Annotated in this window: 19 protein-coding genes and 1 pseudogene; 8 read left to right on the top strand and 12 right to left on the bottom strand. The window is 60.9% G+C overall.

Features of this window, described 5'->3' with window-relative positions:
* Together EN984_RS01315 and EN984_RS01320 are read left to right on the top strand one after the other, a co-directional pair.
* Nucleotides 1-868, top strand: an 868-nt coding sequence (locus EN984_RS01315) for a thiolase domain-containing protein (RefSeq protein WP_127383611.1), incomplete at its 5' end; no start/stop codon positions are given.
* Nucleotides 869-893: 25 nt separating this feature from the next.
* Entirely contained in the window at nucleotides 894-1898 is a 1005-nt protein-coding gene (locus EN984_RS01320; RefSeq protein ID WP_127269978.1) for an asparaginase, read from the top strand.
* Here the strand turns inward: EN984_RS01320 and EN984_RS01325 are convergent.
* On the bottom strand, nucleotides 1891-3267 hold the full coding sequence (locus tag EN984_RS01325; protein ID WP_127269976.1) for a TIGR03808 family TAT-translocated repetitive protein: 1377 nt from the start codon (nucleotides 3265-3267) through the stop codon (nucleotides 1891-1893). The genes EN984_RS01320 and EN984_RS01325 overlap by 8 nt on opposite strands.
* Nucleotides 3268-3387: 120 nt before the next feature.
* Here EN984_RS01325 and greA point away from each other — a divergent pair, with 120 nt between their 5' ends.
* Complete coding sequence (greA, locus tag EN984_RS01330; protein WP_127269974.1) at nucleotides 3388-3861, top strand: transcription elongation factor GreA; 474 nt, start codon at nucleotides 3388-3390, stop codon at nucleotides 3859-3861.
* Here greA and EN984_RS01335 read toward each other — a convergent pair.
* From EN984_RS01335 to EN984_RS01350, 4 genes are all read right to left on the bottom strand, one after another.
* Nucleotides 3858-4247, bottom strand: coding sequence for a type II toxin-antitoxin system death-on-curing family toxin (locus EN984_RS01335; protein WP_127269972.1), 390 nt, complete (start codon nucleotides 4245-4247; stop codon nucleotides 3858-3860). The two genes, greA and EN984_RS01335, sit on opposite strands and share 4 nt — an antisense overlap.
* Nucleotides 4244-4465, bottom strand: a complete 222-nt coding sequence (locus EN984_RS01340; RefSeq protein ID WP_127269970.1) for an AbrB/MazE/SpoVT family DNA-binding domain-containing protein — start codon at nucleotides 4463-4465, stop codon at nucleotides 4244-4246. The genes EN984_RS01335 and EN984_RS01340 overlap by 4 nt, the downstream gene beginning before the upstream one ends.
* 70 nt (nucleotides 4466-4535) lie before the next feature.
* Entirely contained in the window at nucleotides 4536-6659 is a 2124-nt protein-coding gene (gene scpA, locus EN984_RS01345) for a methylmalonyl-CoA mutase (RefSeq protein ID WP_127269968.1), read from the bottom strand.
* On the bottom strand, nucleotides 6656-8098 hold the full coding sequence (locus EN984_RS01350) for a methylmalonyl-CoA mutase subunit beta (protein ID WP_127269966.1): 1443 nt from the start codon (nucleotides 8096-8098) through the stop codon (nucleotides 6656-6658). The genes scpA and EN984_RS01350 overlap by 4 nt, the downstream gene beginning before the upstream one ends.
* A gap of 309 nt (nucleotides 8099-8407) precedes the next feature.
* Between EN984_RS01350 and EN984_RS01355 the strand changes: the two genes are divergently transcribed.
* The gene (locus EN984_RS01355) at nucleotides 8408-9955 is read left to right on the top strand and encodes a helicase HerA-like C-terminal domain-containing protein (RefSeq protein WP_127268345.1); all 1548 of its coding nucleotides are present in this window, start codon (nucleotides 8408-8410) and stop codon (nucleotides 9953-9955) included.
* Between the two features lie 89 nt (nucleotides 9956-10044).
* Here EN984_RS01355 and EN984_RS01360 read toward each other — a convergent pair whose 3' ends face one another.
* From EN984_RS01360 to EN984_RS01380, 5 genes are all read right to left on the bottom strand, one after another.
* Nucleotides 10045-10521: a nuclear transport factor 2 family protein gene (locus EN984_RS01360; RefSeq protein WP_236382862.1), complete on the bottom strand. Its 477-nt coding sequence runs from the start codon at nucleotides 10519-10521 to the stop codon at nucleotides 10045-10047.
* A 57-nt stretch (nucleotides 10522-10578) separates the two neighbouring features.
* The gene (gene attM / locus EN984_RS01365; protein WP_127268346.1) at nucleotides 10579-11367 is read right to left on the bottom strand and encodes an N-acyl homoserine lactonase AttM; all 789 of its coding nucleotides are present in this window, start codon (nucleotides 11365-11367) and stop codon (nucleotides 10579-10581) included.
* Nucleotides 11364-12947 carry a sugar ABC transporter ATP-binding protein gene (locus tag EN984_RS01370; RefSeq protein WP_245473084.1) on the bottom strand — a complete coding sequence of 528 codons (1584 nt, stop codon included), beginning with the start codon at nucleotides 12945-12947 and terminating at the stop codon, nucleotides 11364-11366. The genes attM and EN984_RS01370 overlap by 4 nt, the downstream gene beginning before the upstream one ends.
* A complete protein-coding gene (locus tag EN984_RS01375; RefSeq protein ID WP_236382866.1) occupies nucleotides 12919-13959 on the bottom strand; it encodes an ABC transporter permease in 1041 nt (346 codons plus the stop codon). Before EN984_RS01375 ends, EN984_RS01370 begins: the two co-directional genes overlap by 29 nt.
* A 168-nt stretch (nucleotides 13960-14127) precedes the next feature.
* The gene (locus EN984_RS01380; RefSeq protein WP_127269964.1) at nucleotides 14128-15231 is read right to left on the bottom strand and encodes a substrate-binding domain-containing protein; all 1104 of its coding nucleotides are present in this window, start codon (nucleotides 15229-15231) and stop codon (nucleotides 14128-14130) included.
* Nucleotides 15232-15515: 284 nt separating this feature from the next.
* Here EN984_RS01380 and EN984_RS01385 point away from each other — a divergent pair, with 284 nt between their 5' ends.
* Nucleotides 15516-16226 (top strand): FadR/GntR family transcriptional regulator, encoded by a 711-nt coding sequence (locus tag EN984_RS01385; RefSeq protein ID WP_127269962.1) that lies wholly within the window; start codon nucleotides 15516-15518, stop codon nucleotides 16224-16226.
* Nucleotides 16227-16386: 160 nt separating this feature from the next.
* Here the strand turns inward: EN984_RS01385 and EN984_RS01390 are convergent, their stop codons facing one another.
* Nucleotides 16387-17211 carry a L,D-transpeptidase gene (locus EN984_RS01390; RefSeq protein ID WP_127269960.1) on the bottom strand — a complete coding sequence of 275 codons (825 nt, stop codon included), beginning with the start codon at nucleotides 17209-17211 and terminating at the stop codon, nucleotides 16387-16389.
* 170 nt (nucleotides 17212-17381) lie between these two features.
* Nucleotides 17382-18044, bottom strand: coding sequence for a haloacid dehalogenase type II (locus EN984_RS01395; protein ID WP_127269958.1), 663 nt, complete (start codon nucleotides 18042-18044; stop codon nucleotides 17382-17384).
* A 157-nt stretch (nucleotides 18045-18201) separates the two neighbouring features.
* On the opposite strand from EN984_RS01395, the gene EN984_RS01400 reads away from it, so the two are divergent.
* From EN984_RS01400 to EN984_RS39455, 3 genes and pseudogenes are all read left to right on the top strand, one after another.
* Nucleotides 18202-19080 (top strand): branched-chain amino acid aminotransferase, encoded by an 879-nt coding sequence (locus tag EN984_RS01400; RefSeq protein ID WP_127269956.1) that lies wholly within the window; start codon nucleotides 18202-18204, stop codon nucleotides 19078-19080.
* Between the two features lie 106 nt (nucleotides 19081-19186).
* Nucleotides 19187-19786, top strand: coding sequence for a superoxide dismutase (locus EN984_RS01405; protein ID WP_013532667.1), 600 nt, complete (start codon nucleotides 19187-19189; stop codon nucleotides 19784-19786).
* Between the two features lie 157 nt (nucleotides 19787-19943).
* Nucleotides 19944-20098 (top strand): annotated as a pseudogene (locus tag EN984_RS39455) (cytochrome C556); the annotation flags it as partial.

A 20098-nucleotide genomic window follows, 5' to 3' on the forward strand; every position in this document is an offset into this window, starting at 1 on the left:
CAATGCCGCCCGCATCGTGCTGGTGGTCGGCGCCGAGCAGATGACGACGACGCCGGGGCCGGAGATCGGCAAGAACCTGCTCAAGGCGTCCTATCTGCCCGAGGACGGCGAGACACCGGCGGGTTTCGCCGGCGTCTTCGGCAAGATCGCGCAGGCCTATTTTCAGCGCTACGGCGACCAGTCGGATGCGCTGGCCATGATTGCCGCCAAGAACCACAAGAACGGCGTCGACAACCCCTATGCACAGATGCGCAAGGATTTCGGCTACGAGTTCTGCCGCCAGGAGAGCGAGAAGAACCCGTTCGTTGCCGGCCCACTGAAGCGCACCGACTGCTCGCTGGTCTCCGACGGCGCCGCCGCCCTTATCCTTGCCGACACCGCCACGGCGCTGAAGATGCGCCGTGCCGTTGCCTTCCGCGCCAACGAGCATGTGCAGGATTTCCTGCCGATGTCGAAGCGCGACATCCTGACCTTCGAAGGGTGCGAACAGGCCTGGAACCGGGCGTTGAAATCAGCCGGCGTGACGCTCGACGATCTGTCCTTCGTCGAGACGCATGACTGCTTCACCATTGCCGAACTGATCGAATACGAGGCGATGGGTCTTGCCAAGCCGGGAGAGGGGGCAAAGCTTGCGCTGGACGGCACAACGGCCAGGGATGGCCGCCTGCCGGTCAATCCATCCGGCGGGCTGAAGGCCAAGGGCCATCCGATCGGCGCCACGGGCGTGTCGATGCATGTCTTGACCGCCATGCAGCTTGTCGGCGAGGCCGGCGGCATCCAGGTGCCGGGCGCCAAGCTTGGCGGCATCTTCAATATGGGCGGTGCGGCGGTCGCAAACTACGTTTCCATTCTCGACCGGATCAGGTAAACCGCCCGCATTTACGGGAGGGTTCATGACAAATCCGGTTCTGATCGAAGTGTTGCGCGGCGCGATCGTCGAGAGCGCGCATCGCGGCTCAGTCGCGGTCTTCGATGGCGATGGCAAGCCCGTCTGGGAGATCGGCGACACAGCCAAGTCGGTGTTTCCGCGCTCGGCGGTCAAGGCGATCCAGGCACTGCCGCTGGTCGAAAGCGGTGCGGCCGATGCCTATGGCTTCGGCAACCGCGAACTGGCGCTCGCCTGTGCGTCCCACTCGGGCGAGCCGGCCCATGTCGATCTTGCGCGATCCATGCTGGCCAAGGCCGGGCTGGACGGATCAGCACTCGAATGCGGCACACATTGGCCGTCCAACCATGACGCCGAGATTGCGCTCGCCCGCGCCGGCGGTTCACCGAACGCGTTGCACAACAATTGTTCCGGCAAGCATTCCGGCTTCCTCTGCACCTGCGTCCACGCCGGCATTGCGCATCGCGGCTATGTCAAGCCGGGACATGGCCTGCAGGAAATGGTGCGCGACGCCATGCAATCGGTGACGGGCGCTGTCCATGGTGAGGACCAGCGGGCCATCGATGGCTGTTCGATCCCAACCTATGCGGTGCCGCTCAGGAGCTTCGCGCTCGGCTTTGCCCGCATGGCCACGACATCAGGTTTTGGTCCCGAGCGAGCCAAGGCCGCGAGGCGGCTGCTGGCTGCATGCATGGCCGAGCCCTTCTTCGTTGCCGGCAGCGGCCGCGAAGACGTCGCACTGATGGAGGCCGCACCCGGGCGGATATTTACGAAAGGCGGCGCCGAGGGCGTCCATTGTGCGGCAATTCCGGAACTTGGTCTCGGCATCGCGCTCAAATGCGATGATGGCGCCGGCCGCGCCGGCGAAGCCATGATTGCCACCGTCCTCGCCAAACTGTTGCGCGCCGACGAGGCATTGGCGTTCAAGCTGAGCGAGTTGGCAAACACGCCCATCGAAAACCGCAACGGTGCCAAGGTCGGGGCGCTGAGGCCGACGGCAGCCCTCAACTGACGTGATTGCGCTCGACGGTCAGATGCGCATAGCCGGTATCGTTTGACGAGGCGAGGTCGCCCGTTGCGGGCTCGGCCCAGCGCTGGCCGACAACCGCACCGTTGAGCGCGCCGTCGATGATATTGTCTGAAATGACCGCCGTGCCGGCACCCTCGACCACGGACACGACGATACCGGTTCCGGCGTTGCGGATGATGTTGCCCGTAGCGACGACATTGCGCAGGTAGGGACCCCAGCCGATCTGCATGCCATAAAGCGGCGCGTTCTCGATGACGTTGTTGGAAACGGTGGTGTCGGCCTCAACGCCGATGCCGACGCCAAATCCCGGCGAGTCGGCGGGGTAGGGACCGCTGGTCGACAGATTGCGCACGATGTTTCCGGAGCAGACGCCCATGCGGCCGCCTTCGTTGAAATTGACGATCGAGATGCCGTTGGCGGCGCCGTCGACGATGTTGTTGCTGATGATGGCGCCTTCGAACGAGAACTCGGAATAGACCGCCGTTTCGCCCGAGCGCGAGCAGGTGTTACCCGATATCTGCAGGTTGCTGGCGCTGTTGGCGCGGATCGCCGAGAAGGCGCAGTCCGAGACGATGTTGCCCGAGATGACGACATTGCCGGCGCGAAAGGCATTGATGCCGTTGCCGTTCTGCCCGGTTCCGCCGCTGCGTGCCTGGATCCGTTGGACGCGGTTGCCGGTGACCATGGTGCCGTCTTCGGCCACCTGCCAGCGGTGCACGAGGATGCCGCCATTGGCGCAATCGGAGACGGTGTTGCCCGTAATGGACAGCCCGCCAGCCTCGACCGAGTAAATGCCGGCATCGGCGGCGCCCGATATCTCGCTGCGCTCGATCCGGCCGATCGCGTGTTCCAGCGCCAGTCCGTTCTTGCCGCTGCCGGTGATCTGACAATTGTCGATGGCGAGGTGCGCGATACGGCGCAGATCGAGCAGCCCTTGCGTGTAACCGCCCATCGTGCGGTTCGAACCATCAAAGACCAGACCGCTGAGTTCGATATGGTCAGCCTGTTCGGCCATGAAAAGGTGGCCGTCACCGCCGTAAACGACGCGCGTCGCGCCCGGCACGCCGGAAAGCCGCACGCGGCCGGGCAGCGAGAGATTGGAGACGACATAAGTCCCGGGCGGCAGGAACACCGGCATATCGCGGGCATTGGCGTCACGCAGCAGCTTGGCGAAGGCCTTGCTCTGATCGTCTGATGTGCCGGGCTGCACGCCGAGTTCTGTGGCATTGATCGAGCCGCGCATCGAGGCTTTCTCGATGCCGCTCAAGCTTGCGGCCACCGCCTTGCCGAGCGCAAGGCCCATAACGGCAAAGCCTGCGGTCCCGGTCAGCAGCGTTCGTCTGTTCAACATCGGCACAGAATCCCAGCGTTCAAGCCTGATATCGCAGGAATCGTGCCAGCCGTTATGTCTCTCCCACCGAGGCCGCTACGATGGCTTGTCGTGCAGCCTTTCCGCGCCTAAGTTCAAGGAATGAGCAGAGCTTTCACCCGCGAGGAAGACAGCGAAAATGCCATTGCCGGTGTCGGTGAACGGCCAGTCAGCCACCACCGCAATCTGGTGACGGAACGCGGCTTGGCGCAGATCGAGGAGAATCTGGCCGATCTGCGCGACATATTGGCAAAAGCCGAACGCAAAGCCGACCGCGAGCGCATCGCGGTCGTGTCGCGCGACCTGCGCTATTGGACCGCCCGGCGTGAAAGCGCCGAACTCTCCGTACCGGAGCCGGGCAGCGACGTGGTGCGCTTCGGCATGGGCGTCACGATCGAGGGCGACGACGGCAGGAAGGTCCACTGGAAAATTGTCGGCGAAGACGAGGCTGATCCCACCAAGGGTAGCATTTCGCATGTTTCGCCGATGGCGGTCGCCCTATTCGGCAAGAAGATCGGCGACTTGGCCAGCGTCAACGGCAAGGAATGGGAAATCGTCAAGCTTTCCGAGAGCTAATCCTCGATCTTGACGACATGGTCGCGGAAGAACGCCGCGGCTCCGGCTTCATCGATCTCGCCTGAAGCAACGGCCATGACGAATTCGTAGAGCGTGCCGTTGTCGGCTGTCAGGACATGGCCGTTCACGATCAAAAATGCACCGGCTGCAACTATGGCCGTGCGCTTGTTGCCGTCGACAAAGGCGTGATTTCTTGCGATGCCGAAGACATAGGCGGCTGCTAGGTCTTCAACCGAAGGGTTTTCGTAGTTGGCCTTGTTCTCGGCACGCGCGAGCGCAGATTCGAGAGCATTTTCATCTCTCAAACCTTGAGCACCGCCATGCCTGCGCAACTGCTCGGCGTGCATCGCTTCAACCGCACGCCGGGTAAGGAACTCCCAGCTCATTCGGCGAGCTTCTGAAGCGCGACCTTGTATTTGTCCATGACCTTGCGAGCAGCTTCCATCTGCCGCTCGAAACTGTCGTCCATCGGCTCAAGGGCAATGCCCTTGTCCGTTTCGACGATCTGGAGCTGATCACCTGTCTTCATGTTCAGACGATCGAGCAGATCCTTGGGCAGGATCACACCTTCCGAATTACCGATCTTGCGAATGGTCGTGTTCATGACAGATATCCTGTTGCAACGCCGATTATAACTCGACCGGCGAGAAGTTGCAACAGATATTATAACAAGCCTAGCGGACCGCCAGCAGCCGGTCCAGCAAACGATCCGCCGCCTCCGGAATGACCGTGCCCGGTGGGAAGATTTCCGCAGCGCCGGCTTGCAGCACCGCGTCATAGTCCTGCGGTGGAATGACGCCGCCGGCGACGATCAGCATGTCGCCGCGGCCGAGCTTTTTCAGCGCGTCGCGCAGTTCGGGGATCAGCGTCAGATGTCCCGCCGCCAGCGACGAGGCGCCGACGATGTGGGCGTCCTGTTGAACCGCTAGTCTCGCGATCTCCTCCGGTGTCTGGAACATCGCGCCGACGGTGACGTCGAAGCCGAGATCGGCGAAGGCCGTGGCGATGACCTTCTGGCCGCGGTCGTGGCCGTCCTGTCCCATCTTGGCGACCAGGATGCGCGGCTTGCCGCCGGTCTTCTTCTCGAAGGCGTCAAGCTTGTCCTGCAGACCGTCGACCACGGGATGATCGCCAAGCGCCTTCCGATAGACCCCGGAAATGGTCTGTACCGTGGCGACGTGGCGCCCAAACGCCCTTTCCAACGCGAATGAAATCTCGCCGACCGTGGCATTGGCGCGCGCCGCTCGGATGGCGAATTCCAGCAGGTTTTCATTGCCTTGCGCGGCACGGGTCAGCTCATCGAGCGCGCTTTCGACGGCGGCGACGTCGCGCGTGCCCTTCAGCCGTTGCAGCTTCGACAATTGCCGGGCCCTGACCTCGGCATTGTCGATCTTCAGCACGTCGACCTCGATGTCGGTCTCGGGCCGATGGGCGTTGACGCCGACCAGCATCTGCTCGCCGGAATCGATCCGCGCCTGCGTGCGCGCGGCGGCTTCCTCGATGCGCAGCTTGGGAATGCCCTGTTCGGTCGCCGCCGCCATGCCGCCGAGCGCCTCGACCTCCTCGATATGGGCAAGAGCGCGCGCCGCCAGATCATGCGTCAGCCGTTCGAGATAGGCCGAACCGCCCCACGGGTCGATGATGCGCGTGGTGCCGGATTCCTTTTGGAGGATGAGCTGGGTGTTGCGGGCGATCCGCGCCGAGTGGTCGGTCGGCAGCGCCATCGCCTCGTCGAAGGAATTGGTGTGCAGCGACTGGGTGTGGCCCTGCGTTGCCGCCATCGCCTCGATCATGGTGCGGACAATGTTGTTGTAGGGATCCTGCGCTGTCAGCGACCAGCCAGAAGTCTGGCAATGGGTGCGCAGCGACAGCGAGCGCTCGTCCTTGGGCGAAAAATTCTTCTGCATCAGGGTCGCCCACAACAGGCGCGCGGCCCGCAGCTTGGCGACTTCCATGAAGAAATTCATGCCGATGGCCCAGAAGAAGGACAGGCGAGGCGCAAAGCGGTCGATGTCGAGGCCCGCCGCGACGCCGGCGCGGGCATATTCGATGCCATCGGCGATCGTGTAGGCGAGCTCAAGGTCGGCCGTCGCGCCGGCCTCCTGCATGTGATAGCCGGAGATCGATATCGAATTGAACTTCGGCATGTTCTTCGATGTGTATGAGAAGATGTCCGACACGATCCGCATCGAAGGCTTTGGCGGATAGATGTAGGTGTTGCGGACCATGAACTCCTTCAAAATGTCGTTCTGAATGGTCCCGGCGAGATCCCTCTGTGCAACGCCCTGTTCTTCCGCGGCGACGATGTAAAGCGCCATGATCGGCAGCACCGCGCCGTTCATCGTCATCGATACCGTCATCTCGTCGAGCGGAATGCCGTCGAAGAGCTGCCGCATGTCGAGGATGGAATCGATGGCGACGCCCGCCATGCCGACATCGCCGGCAACACGCGGATGGTCGCTGTCATAGCCGCGATGCGTGGCGAGATCGAAGGCGACCGACAGCCCCTTCTGGCCGGCGGCAAGGTTGCGCCGGTAAAAGGCGTTGGAATCTTCGGCCGTCGAGAAACCGGCATATTGCCGGATCGTCCAGGGCTGCTGGACATACATGGTCGGGTAGGGGCCGCGCACGAAGGGTGGCAGGCCGGGATAGGTGTCGAGATGCGGCAACCCCTTGAGGTCGCTTTGATTGTACAGATGCTTGGCAATGAGCCCTTCCGGCGTGGTCCGCTGGCCTTTGACCTCGACAGGCGTGCGGCGTGGCGGGACCCAGCCGATCTGGCCGAAGTCCGGGATCAAGAGCCGGCTCCGATCGATTGGTCGACGCGGACTGGAAACAGCGGCTCGCAAACGGCAACGCCTTCGGTGAAGGCCGGTCGCCGTTCCGCCGCCAGCGTCTCGACGGGGCGTTCGTTCTTCGATGGATAGAGCGTGGTGCCGATGATGGCCCGTTCACCTGTGCGGTAGGCTGCATTGCGCTGCTCCGCCGCTGCGTGAACGCGCTTCTGGATGTGTCCGTCCTGAAGGCTGGACAGGACACCGCCCTCGGCTTCGATCGTCTGCAACTCCGCCCAGGCCAGTTCGCACAATTCCGCGGTCAGCGCTTCCACAGCGCCGGAACCATAGGCGGGATCGGTGACATGATCGATATGGCTTTCATTGGCCATGATCAGCTGCGTGTTGCGGGCAACACGACGGGCAAAACCCGCCGGCAGACCGTGCGCGATCGTGTGCGGCAGGATGGAGATCGAATCGGCGCCGCCGCACGCCGCGGCAAAGCATGCAATGGTGGTGCGCAGGATGTTGGTCTCCGGGTCCATCGCCGTCATCATGCGAAACGACGTCTCGGCATGGATACTGGCCGTGGATGTCGGGATCGAACAAGCCTCCTGCACCCGCGCCCAGAGCCTGCGCAGCGCCCGCATCTTGGCTATCGAGAGCAACTGGTCCTGGTCGACGCTGAGTGCAAAACCGATATGAGGTGCGGCATAGACAAGCGGCTGCCGCGCCGTCTCGAACATTCTGAGGTAGGAGACAGCCGAAGCCAGCATGATGCCAAGTTCCTGCGCTTCCGTGGCGCCGGCATTGTGGAACACGCGCCCGTCAGCTTCCAGCAGCACGCCCGGAACGCCCATCGCGAAGAAATGCGCCAGCGACTGCGGCATGGAGGCCCGCAGCGCCTCGATCGACATGCGCAGCCGACCGGTTCCCGCGAAGATCGCTGCTGGATCGATGCCGAAGGAGAGGTTGAGTTTTGCCGGGTCCGACCGCCGCTTGCTCAGGAAAGCGACCAGCCAGTCGGCCACGGCGCGGCTCCAGGGATGGGCGTCGATACGAACCTGGATGCGGTTGAGCGGAATGCCGTCCAGCACCGCCTCCAACGCCTCCGCCGTTCTCGGCAAGCCGTATCCGAACGCGTTCGGCGCCCCCTCGAAGACCAGCGACAATCCCGTGGCACCCTGTGCCACATCCTCCAGCGCTTGGCTTTTGGCGCGGTTGGTGTCGGGATCGTCGACTCGCTGGCTGACGATCCATGGCGATTTCGGGTTTGCGCGTACGATCGGTTCCGCCGCGGTGCTGCGGTCGTAGAGCGGTTCGATACGGATGTTGTCGTCGCTGTGCGAGACCAGCCTTTCCTCGAAGGAAGCGCCTGCCAAAGCCTTTTCCGCCAATGCGAGCCATCGCTGGCGCTCGATGTTTTCGGGTTCCACGTCCTGGATCAAGGCTCCGGCGCCCATCCGTCCTCCTCGTTTCATACGGCCGCACCAGCCGGGAGCAGTCCAGTCTACGGTCCCTGGTCCGATATCGCAATGCAATGCGCTTCCAGTGACCGGATTCGATCCATCAGATATAGGTCAATCCGCGTGGACGACGATTGCCAAACAGCGGCAAAATCCGCAAGCTCCAAAAACCCGATTTGAACGAATGGGGCGATTTGGGCGAATGGCCCGGATTTGGACGAATGGCATTGTCGCTGTGCAATGGCCTCACTATACCTGCGGCAAGGCCACTGGCTTTAGACACATCAGTTTGCGGAGACCGGACATATGGCTGACGACACCAGTATTTTCATCGGCGCCAGCCGCAAGCCCGACGACAGCTATCAGCGTGCCGAGCAGCTGTTGCTACGATATGGGAATCGTCATGGCCTGGTGACGGGCGCCACCGGTACCGGCAAGACAGTCACCTTGCAGATCCTGGCCGAAGGATTTTCCAACGCCGGCGTGCCTGTGTTCTGCGCCGACATCAAGGGGGATCTGTCGGGCATCGCGATGATGGGCACGGCACAGGATTTCCTCGTCAAGCGGGCCGAACAGGTCAAGCTCGATCCTTATAACTTCCAGGAATTCCCCGTCATCTTCTGGGACTTGTTCGGCGAACAGGGTCATCCGATCCGCGCCACGGTCTCGGAAATGGGGCCGTTGTTGCTGTCGCGCCTGATGAACCTGACCGAGGCGCAGGAAGGCATCATGAACATCGCCTTCCGCCTGGCTGACGAGGAAGGTCTGCTGCTGCTCGACATGAAGGACCTGCAGGCGCTCTTGGCCAACATCGCCGAGCGTGCCGACGAGATCGGCTCGCGCTACGGCAACGTGACGAAGCCATCGGTCGGGGCGATCCAGCGCACGCTGCTGGTCCTGGAGCAACAGGGAGCCGCAAATTTCTTCGGCGAACCGGCACTGCGTATCGCCGATATCATGCGCACCACCCGCGACGGACGCGGCGCCATCAGCGTGCTTGCCGCCGACAAGCTGATGATGAATCCGCGGCTCTACGCGACCTTCCTGCTATGGCTGATGTCGGAACTGTTCGAGGTGCTGCCGGAAGTCGGCGACCCCGACAAGCCGAAGCTGGTGTTCTTTTTCGACGAGGCGCATCTTCTGTTCGACGAAGCACCCAAGGTGCTGATCGATCGCGTCGAACAAGTGGTCCGACTGATCCGCTCGAAGGGCGTCGGCGTCTATTTCGTCACTCAGAACCCGTTGGATATCCCTGAAAAAGTCCTGGCCCAGCTCGGCAATCGCGTCCAGCACGCGCTGCGCGCCTATACGCCGCGTGAGCAGCAGGCGGTGAGGACGGCGGCCGAAACGTTCCGGCCGAATCCCGATTTCGACTGCATGACCGCCATTACCCAGCTTGCCACGGGCGAAGCGCTGGTCTCGACGCTGGAGGCCAAGGGTGTCCCGTCCATGGTGCAGCGGACCCTGATCCGCCCGCCGTCGTCGCGCCTTGGACCGATAACGGCAGCCGAGCGACAAAAGCTGATCCAGGAGAGCCCCGTCGTCGGCCAGTACGATCAGGCCGTCGATCGCGAATCGGCTTTCGAAATGCTGCAAAAAAAAGCCAAGGACGCGCAGGATGCCGAAGAGCAGGCCCAGCAGGCCGGCAGCGGCGGCTCGCGCTGGACCATTCCGGGCTTCGGCAATGACGATCCCGCGCCGCAATCCGGTGGCAGGCGCACATCTGCACCGCGCCCGTCCAACCGCCAGACGGTGGCCGAGGCGGCGATCAAGTCGGTGGTGCGCTCGGTTGGCTCGTCGGTCGGCCGGGCAATCGTGCGCGGGATATTGGGGAGTCTGTCGAGGGGCAGGTAAGGAGCGGCAGCTATGCGCCACCCGTCGCGCGAGTAGAACCCCCGTTGCTCAGCGCGGTTCCTGGCGAGCCTCGCCACTGTCCGTAGACTTTATTTATCCCGGATCAGCTCAGAGAAATGGTGCAGATAAATCTGCCAGTCACCATTGATTCTTGAAACAACGAACGAAGTCCTGACCCTATTTTTTACGACAGAGCCGTCACGATAGTAATTAACGATATCGCCAAACCCTTGCGCCGCGAACAGACCTCGACTCAACGATCTCGTATTCTGGTCGACAAGCGTTAAATTCACTTTTTCTAGTATGAGTTGATAGCTTCCAAAATACTCCTCTATTTCAGATCGTCCGACGTACAACCTAGGCAGTAGACCGAAAAAAAGAGCGTCCTGCGTATAAATCTGGGAGAGCAATTTCTTATCCCATGGCGCGGAGGCCTCGTTCCAGCGCTGCTGGATTTGATCGAGAGCAGCCTTGTGCATCTGGTAAATACTCTCGTGCAACCCGCCACGCGTACCGCGCCGCCTTGTTGAGGCGGTCCGCGCGCGCAACTGATTTTGAAGGACCATTTTGGTTTTTAGCGGTGCGGCCGGCGATCTTCAGCCGGCCGCATATTTCAGCGGAACCTAGTCATAGTATTCCGCCGGAGCTTTCTTGAACTTCTTCCAGGTTTCCATGTCGTGGCCTGGCACGACAATCGCGTTTTCTTTCTCGGCGATGCGCCGCAGCCTTCTGACGGAAGCAGCGGCTTCCTGCGCGGACGTCAGCGCGCCGGGCAGGCATTTCTCTTCCCAGTGATCCATCGTGTAAGCGGCGTCGATTGCGAGAAGGATCGAACCGGTGTTGGGCAGCCGTACCATGATGGACTGGTGGCCGGGGGTGTGTCCCGGAGACAGGAATGTCTGCACGCTGCCATCGCCGAAGACATCATACTGGTCCTCGCCCTCCATCACGTCCCAGTTGATGCCATCCTTGGTCAGATCCTTCTTGATATAGCCGCCTTGCATGAACCAGTCGGCGGCGAACGCCCATGCAATCTCCCGCCGCTGCACAAGATGGCGGGCTTTTGGGAAATTGCCGCAGGCGCCGGAGTGATCGAGATGCAAATGCGAATGCAGCACGAACTTGATATCGTCGGGCTTCATTCCGATCTTGCCGAGTTGGTTCACGCAGCCCTCTTCGGGATCCATGATAGGATAGTATTTCTTTGTGGTGTCGCCCCACCAGCCAACCGGATCACGCGCTGCTTCAACCGCTGTGCCGCCGTCGATAACGATGTTTCCCTTGGGATGGACGATTAGGTACCAGGGGATTGGGGTGAAGAACTCGTCCTGGCTGTAGCCAAGCTTGATATCGACCTCCTTCTGTCGAATCTGCCCAGTCTGGAACATGTAGAGCCTGATATCCGTGCTCATCTGCTTTCCTCTTCTGTTGAACGGGTGACGTGCGGCGGCGACGCCGTGTGTCGCGACTTGCCGCTCAGGGTGACGGCCAGAAGGTCGTCATATGTCCAGCTCTTTTTCGGTGCCTCCGCGACGCAGTTGCCGTCATGAATGACCATGATCCGATCGGCGAGCGCGAGCATTTCGTTCAGGGACGACGAAATGAGCAGGACTGCGGCGCCATCGCGGGCAAGTTGCAGTATGATATCGTAGATTTCCTTGATCGCACCGACATCGACGCCGTTGGTCGGCTCCACGATGATATAGACGGTGGCTTTCGCACTCATCCATTTGCCGATGACCAGCTTCTGTTGATTGCCACCGGAGAAGAAGCGCACCTGCGTGGAGGAAGCGCGTGGGCGCACCGCAAGCTGGTCCAGCACGGCTTCTGCATATCTTTTCATGGTGCCGGGCCGGATCATCAAAAAATGTTGCAGCGAATGCAGGACCGGCAGGCAGATGTTTTCGGCAGCCGAGAGTGCGGGAAAAAGGGCTTGTTTGCGCCGGTCCTCGGGGATCAGCGCGATGCCTGAACGACGTGCAGCGATCGGGGTGGCCAGATTGACCGCTTTGCCCCGCACCTTTGCCGTGCCGGAATGCCGGCTGATGCCGCCAAGCGCCCGTGCGACATCTTCCATCCCGCCGCCAACGGGACCGGTGAAGCCCAGCACCTCTCCGGCTTGCATCTTGAAGCTGAGGGGCGCCAACTGCGCCGTGCCGAGGCCAGCAACCTCAACCAGGACTTCTGGACGGACGCTGTTGCCATCATTGTAGGTCGCAAGCTCAGAGCGGCTGCGGTCCACCATGAGTTCAGTAACGCGGTCTTCGGTGACCTCGCCACGATTAAGGGTTCCGGAAACAAGTCCCCCTCGAAGGATCGTGGCGCGGTCGCAGATCTGCTGGACCTCTCGAAGGCGATGGGAGATGTAAACGATGGCTATCCCCTGCGCTTTGAAGCCATCGACGATCCGAAAAAGAACTTCCGATTCCGCTGCCGAAAGGCGAGCTGTCGGCTCATCAAGAACGATCAGTTTGTAGCGCCGATGGAACAAGGTCGCCAAGGTGACGAGTTGCATCTCGGCTGCGGACAGTGCGCCGGCAAGCCGCCGCACGTCGAGCTCGATGCCCATTTGCGACAGAATCTCCGCAGCTTCGTCATGGATCGCCCGGTCGCTTATACCGATCCTCCCGGGCTCATTGCCGAGAAGGATATTTTGCCCAACCGTGAAGCTGGATACCAGTTCTGCGTCCTGATAGACCGCTCCGAGGCCCAGCCGATGGGCTTCCGGCGGGCTGGAAACCCTGACCGGTGACCCTTCAAGGAAAATCTCACCGGCGCTCGGGGCATAGACACCCGTCAAGATTTTGATGAGGGTCGACTTGCCCGCACCGTTTTCACCAAGCAGGCCGTGCACCTCGCCGCGCAGAAAGCTAAGGCTCACGCCCTTCAACGCTTTGGTGCCGGCGAACTCCTTCTCGAGATTCTTCAGTTCAACCAGTGGTGTCGCGTTCATCGCCGTCACCTCAGATAAACTTGAGATGGACTTCTTCACGGTTGAGAAGCGCATTTGCTCCAACCGCGACGATGAGCACCAGTCCCTGGAAGATGTGGCGGGCGGCAAAGGGGAAGCCGACCATATTCATCCCGGAATCCACCATATACAGGAAAAAGACGCCAACGAGAGTGCCAAACAGATGTGGCTTGCCCTTTCCAAGCACGGTTGCGCCAAGGAACACCGCGGCGAAGGCCTCGAGGAGGTAGCCCTCGCCACCGACCGGTTGCGCCGAGGATGAGATAGCGGTCACGATCACGCCCGCAATCCCCGACATCAATGCCGAAAGCACGAATGCGAGGATGACCCATCGATAAACGTTGATCCCGGAGTAGAACGCCGCCATCGGATTGTCGCCGACCGCCGCGATGTAGTGGCCGATCCGTGTCCGCGCTGCGGCGATGAGGGCTACGATGAACACCGCTACCAGGATGATTACGGGCACGCCGACGATTCCGAGCTTACCCTGGCCGAGATAAAGGAATGCGGTTTCGTCGTAGCTAACAGGGACCTGATAACCGCCCGTGATAAAAACGTTGATCCCATCGAGCACGAACATCACACCAAGCGTGACGACAATGCCCGATAGCCGTCCATAGGTCACCAGAAGCCCGTTCACCACACCGATCAGGCATGCGGCAAGCAGAGCAAACACGATTGCAAGCCAAGGGCCGGTGATAGGGATCAGAAAGGCGACGAGGATTGATGACGTCGTCACTGTGAGACCGATCGAAAGGTCAAAGCTCCCCGCGGTCACGACCCAGGTCAATCCCATAGAGACCAACGCACTGACGATCATCGAAAAGAGGATGTTGTTCAAGTTGGAAGCGGTGGCGAAGTAGGGCGAGGCTATGGAAAATCCAACGGCGGCCACGACCAGGACGATGATTGTTCCCCATTGCCTGAGAAACCGCATGACGGCGGGTTCGCGTCTTCCCGCTGGCACTGCGTTGACGGCAGTACCCTTGGCTGTGTTCGCCTTGGCAAGGCTTTCCTGCTCCACATGCGTCACTTTTTAGATTCCAGTCGTTCGTTGATCAGATGCAAGGGTACGGTTCAGTGCCCACGCGATTGCCGTCACCAAATGGATTGGGTCCCGGCACCCTTCGGCACGAGTCGCATTCTGCTGAAAGCGGGGCATACGGCGGCAACGCTCTGCTCGCCGTATGCCAGTTCGCGTCTAGCCGCCGTACTGTTTCAGCAGGGCGATTGCCTGCTCGTCCCAGCTTTTGAGTTCGGCGAGGGCCTCGCTCGCCTGATCCGGCGTCTTGGTGATCACGGGGATGCGGTAGACGATATTTGGCACGTCCTCGCCTCGCGCGAGCTTAACCGCGAGTTCGCCGGTCTTGCGGCCGATTTCAGGGAAGGGCGAGTCGCAGCTGAAGACCACCGGCACCTGCTTGGCCGCCCAGGCTTCAAGGAACTGGGTCGACAGGTAGTGATTGAACAGCGGAACGTCGTCCCTGTTCATCTGTTTCAGCGCCTGCGCCGCGCCGAGCGTGAATGGCCACCACCACGAGATGAAGGCCGCAAGCGAACCAGGCTCCGGATGGGCCTGCAAAAGCGACAGCATGTTCTTACGGCCGACCGAAATCTCATCGGTCGTGCCCTGGCCGCCGTCGATGAAGGGCAGCACCTTCATGCGCGGCTCGTAGCGGCACATGAGTTCGAACATGTCCACTTCCATGTCGAACGGCGTGAAATAACCACGCTGTTCCGCGGTCTGGGCGAAGGTGCCCTGGCGGCCGGTATAGTTCTGAACGAAGTAGCCGAGCGTGGTCGCAGTTCCCCAGACATCGTCCATGACGGCCGGTGAATTCTTGACCGGAATGGTGAAGCCGACCGTCTTGATGCCTCTCTTGTGCGCCTCGTCCGCAATATAGGCGGTTTCGGATTCTTGCGAGTAGATCCCCATCACAAGCGCGTCGATCCCGCGGTCGAGCAGCGCCCGCTCGGCGGACTGTTCGCTTGGCTTTGTCGGCTCGCCGCGAATCGTGACGACCTCGCCTCCGGCATCGAGCACCGCCTTGACGATCTGCCAGCAGCCACGGCGCCACGGCTGATTGAACGGCCCGTAGGTCAGCGGGACGCCAATGCGCACCTTCTTGCCGGCAGCGGGCGGCGTTATTTCCTCGGCGCTGGCAAGTATCGATGTGCTTGCAAGCGCTGCGCCGCCGATCAGACCGCCCACACTCTTCAGAAGAGTCCGGCGATTGAAATCGGTGTATTCGGTGGCCTCTTGTGCAAGCCGGCGTAACCGTTGCGGATCATCAAAAATATTCATGCGCTTCCTCCCGTTTCTCTATCCGTTCTTGCGAAGACCCGACCGGTCACCTCAGCGACTGAGCGTTCTCACGCTTCGGACCGTTGCCGACACGACATCCCAGCGTTCGCGCACCAGCAAGGCGTTGGTACCGCATGCCGCAGTTGCCAATGAACCATATTGCCAGGTTGCCTGACAAGTTAAATCTGCTACTCTGACAAAAGAAAATTCGCGGCAGCGTGGGTACAACAGAGCCACAACGGCTTAGATGTGCCGTCCGAAAGCGACGATGGTTGGAGCACCGTATGGTTTATGATGAAAAGGTTAGACGAGGACCTTCACTTGCCGATTCCGTAGCCTCGAGGATCAGGAGTGACATCACTTCGGGCGCACACGCCAAGGGCGACAAGCTGCCAACGGAGCACGAGCTATCGGAAAAATATGGTGTGAGCCGGCCGATCGTCAGGGAAGCAATCGGCATCCTCAAACGCGATGGACTCGTTGCAACCCGGCAGGGTCTAGGGGCGTTCGTAATCGAGACGAAGGAGATGGCGTTTCGATTGGCCGGTGTTGATCTGACCGATGCATTGGATGTTGAAAACATCATCGAGCTTCTGATGGCGGTGGAATCGGCTGCAACAGCTTTGGCTGCCGAACGGCGCTCAGCAAAGCAGCTTGCGGCGATTGAAATGCAATTGCATGCCATCCAGCGGGCGTTCGACAACGATGAAGCCGGCGTTGAGGAGGATATGGCCTTTCACAGAGAGATCGTCGATGCCTGCGGCAATCCGCATTTCAAGGAAATGTCCAATTTCCTGGAGTCGCATGTACGGAATTTTATCCGAAAGGCTCGCGCCAGTTCGCTGCGAAATGCCCTACTCTCCCAAGTTCAGGAAGAGCATATCGCCATATTCAACGCGATCGCGGAGGGGAATCCACAAGAGGCTCGCAAAGCTGCGGAAAAGCACCTTCGAGGAGCTGCAAATCGACTGTCCTTGCATCTGGGACTGAAGTGAGCCCGTTCCCCTAAAGTGCGCTCCCCAGGGAGATCAGGGTGTGAACGTCCTGCACGGCGCGACGGCAATCTCTGCATGGTCCATGAAGGTTGCTACATTGGCGCCCGCTGAGGAACAGCTAAAGCTCCTCAGGGGGCAAACCTCGTCACGCCCCCGCAGATCAGAAGATCGAATTGGTGATCGCCTTGACCGGTCCAAGCAGCACCGATCCGTCCGGCACGCCGGCGTCGATCGGAATCGCCTGCCGGTTGGCCGTCGCCACCATGGGTTGGCTGGCGTCGCTGGTCACGACGACCGGAGTCTTCGAGGGCACGCGATCATAGAGGTCGATAATGTCCTGGTTCATCAGACGCACGCAGCCTGACGAGACCGACTTGCCGATCGACCGCCACTCAGGCGAGCCGTGCAGACGATAGAGCGTGTCGACATTGCCCTGGAACAGATAGAGCGCGCGTGCGCCGAGCGGGTTCTTCAGGCCGCCGGGCATGCCGCCATTGTCGGCGCTATAGGGCTTCAATTCCGGCTGACGGGCGATCATTTCGTCCGGCGGCGTCCACTTCGGCCATTTCTGCTTCCACTGAACGACGGCGTCGCCAGACCATTCGAAGCCGGCACGGCCAAGGCCGACACCGTAGCGTATCGCCTGACCGCCTGGACGAACCAGATAAAGGAAGTGGCCGGTGGTATCGACGACTATGGTTCCCGGCTTCTGTCCCGTCGGGTCGGGAACGATCTGACGCAGGAACTGCGGATCGATCTTGTCGACGGGGATGGCCGGCAAGTCGAAGCCGCCGTCGCTGACAGCGGCGTACATCGTCACATAATCGGCCAGAGGCGGCTCGACATAGGTTGGTGGCGGCGGCTCGACCGGACCCGGCCCGGTGGTAGCGCATGCGGAAACCGCGATCGAAGCGGCGCCCAGGGCTGCGGCGTTGAGAAAGCCGCGACGGCTCAGGCGAAAAGATTCGATTTCGGTAATGGACATGGTTGCCTTCTTTAAGTCTCAAATCGCAACAAAACGTGAATTCGCCGACAGTTGCGCGGGTGCCTGACAACACCTGGGGCGATAGGCGGTTCCGATTCTGGCCCGAACGTGGGCAAACAAAGGCGAAGCTGTGACCAGGCTGCTACTGTGGCGCCAGAGACACAGGTTTCCTAGCTGCCGGGCACAAGGGCTTCGAGCGACGGCAGGATAAGGGCCGGTGGGAAATCCCGGTATTCTTCGGGCTGGTCGGAGCGGTTGATCCACACCGTGCGAAAACCGAATTTGGTGGCGCCAGCAATGTCCCAGCGATTGGACGACTGAAAGGAAACCGCGCCGGGGTAGAGGCGCCAGCCGGTGGCGACCATATCGTAGACCGCCGGGTCGGTCTTGAAGCGCCGCACCCTATCGACGGAATAGATGTCATCCAGAACCTGGTCGAGCGCGGCGGATTTGACCGCCGCCTGCAGCATTTCGGGCGAGCCGTTGGACAGGATCGCCAGCCTCGCTCCCGAAGCCTTGAGCGCCTTGAGCACGGCCGGCACTTCCGGATAGCAATCCAGCCGCCAGTAGGCATCCAGCAATATCGCCTTGAGACCGGGGTCGGCCGAGGGAACTTTGCGCAAGGCGAAATCGAGCGCCTGTTCGGTCAGTTGCCAGAAATCGGCATAGGCGCCCATCAGCGTGCGCACCCAGGAATATTCGAGCTGCTTGGCGCGCCAGATCTCGGACAACAATTGGCCGTCCGGCCCGATCCGGTCGGCATGACGACGCACGGCGGCATGCACGTCGAACAGCGTGCCATAGGCGTCGAAGACATAGGCGGCGTATTGCATGACAACAGTTTTGAGGGCAGGTGCGACAAGGTGCAAGCTTTGATTGCATTGCGCCCCGGCACTGGCCTCAACAAAACTCCATGATGCCGGTTGACGGCGCCCGCCAAAGCATCTTCCAATGGCCGTCACACGAGACCGATTGAGGCGGGACCACACGATGACACTGGCGGCTGCGGCGCAATCCGCGACATGGACTTTCGTCGATGGTGATTGGCACGAGGGCAACGTCGCCATTCTGGGGCCGCGCAGCCACGCCATGTGGCTCGGCACCAGCGTGTTCGACGGTGGCCGCTGGTTCGAAGGCGTGGCGCCGGATCTCGACCTCCATGCCGCCAGGGTGAATTCTTCGGCGATCGCACTCGGCCTGAAGCCGAACATGAGCGCCGACAAGATCGTCGGGCTGACATGGGACGGGTTGAAGAAGTTCGACGGCAAGACGGCGGTCTATATCAGGCCGATGTACTGGGCCGAGCATGGCGGCTATATGGGCGTCCCGGCCGATCCGGCGTCTACCCGCTTTTGCCTTTGCCTCTATGAATCGCCGATGATTCCGGCGACTGGCTTTTCGGTGACCGTGTCGCCGTTCCGGCGTCCGACCATCGAAACCATGCCGACCAACGCCAAGGCCGGCTGCCTTTACCCCAACAACGGCCGGGCCATTCTCGAAGCCAAGATGCGCGGCTTCGACAACGCAATGGTGCTCGACATGCTGGGCAACGTTGCCGAGACCGGGACCTCGAACATCTTCCTGGTCAAGGACGGTCATGTCTTTACACCGGCGCCGAACGGCACCTTCCTGTCCGGCATCACCCGCTCGCGCACGATAACGCTGCTTGGCGAGTATGGGTTCAAGACCACGGAAAAGACGCTGTCGGTGCGCGATTTCCTCGAAGCGGACGAAATTTTTTCGACCGGGAACCATTCCAAGGTCGTGCCGGTCACGCGTATCGAGGATCGCAATCTGCAACCCGGGCCGGTGGCCAAAAAGGCGCGCGAACTCTATTGGGATTGGGCGCATTCGACTTCCGCTGCTTGAGCGGATAAAAAGGCGACCGACGCTTCATCCGGAGTTGTCCCAATCCATTCCAGACCTATCTTACTCCGGTGTCGACACCGGATTTTTCCACGAGGGAGTACTATCCATGGCCTTTGAATTGCCCGCTCTGCCTTACGACTATGAGGCCTTGCAGCCTTACATGTCGAAAGAGACGCTGGAATATCACCACGACAAGCACCACAAGGCGTATGTCGATAACGGAAACAAGCTCGCCGCCGAGGCAGGCTTGGGTGATCTGTCGGTCGAAGAGGTGGTCAAGCAGTCGTTCGGCAAGAATGCCGGCCTCTTCAACAATGCCGCCCAGCACTACAACCATATCCATTTCTGGAAGTGGATGAAGAAAGGCGGCGGCGGCAACAAGCTGCCGGGCGCCCTGCAGAAGGCAGTTGATAGCGATCTCGGTGGCTATGACAAGTTCAAGGCCGACTTCATTGCCGCCGGCACGACCCAGTTCGGTTCCGGCTGGGCCTGGGTTTCCGTCAAGGATGGCAAGCTGGCGATCTCGAAGACGCCGAACGGCGAGAACCCGCTCGTCCATGGCGCGTCGCCGATCCTCGGGGTCGATGTCTGGGAGCATTCCTATTACATCGACTATCGCAACGCCCGGCCGAAATATCTCGAGGCGTTCGTCGACAGCCTGATCAACTGGGACCATGTCCTTGAATTGTACGAAAAGGCGAAGTGATCGATTTCCAGGAAGCCCCGGTATCACCCGGGGCTTTTCTTTTTCAGTGTCCCATAAAAAGCAAAGATCTGGCAAAAGTCGTCCGGGGAGGGAATTTTCCTCCTACGGCATCCGTTAACGTCCTGTCCCGAAATGCCTTCATCATGGAGCCAATTGAATGAGAAAGCTTGTTATCGCCATCTCTATGCTCGCACTCGCGGCCTCGGCGGCTTTTGCCGACCCGGTCCTCGACCGGCAGGCACTGATGAAGGAACGTGGAAAGATCGTCGGCGGCCTGTCGAAAGTTGTCAAGGGCGAGGAGCCCTTTGATGC

Source organism: Mesorhizobium sp. M7A.F.Ca.CA.004.12.1.1 (assembly GCF_003997835.1).
Taxonomy (GTDB): domain Bacteria; phylum Pseudomonadota; class Alphaproteobacteria; order Rhizobiales; family Rhizobiaceae; genus Mesorhizobium.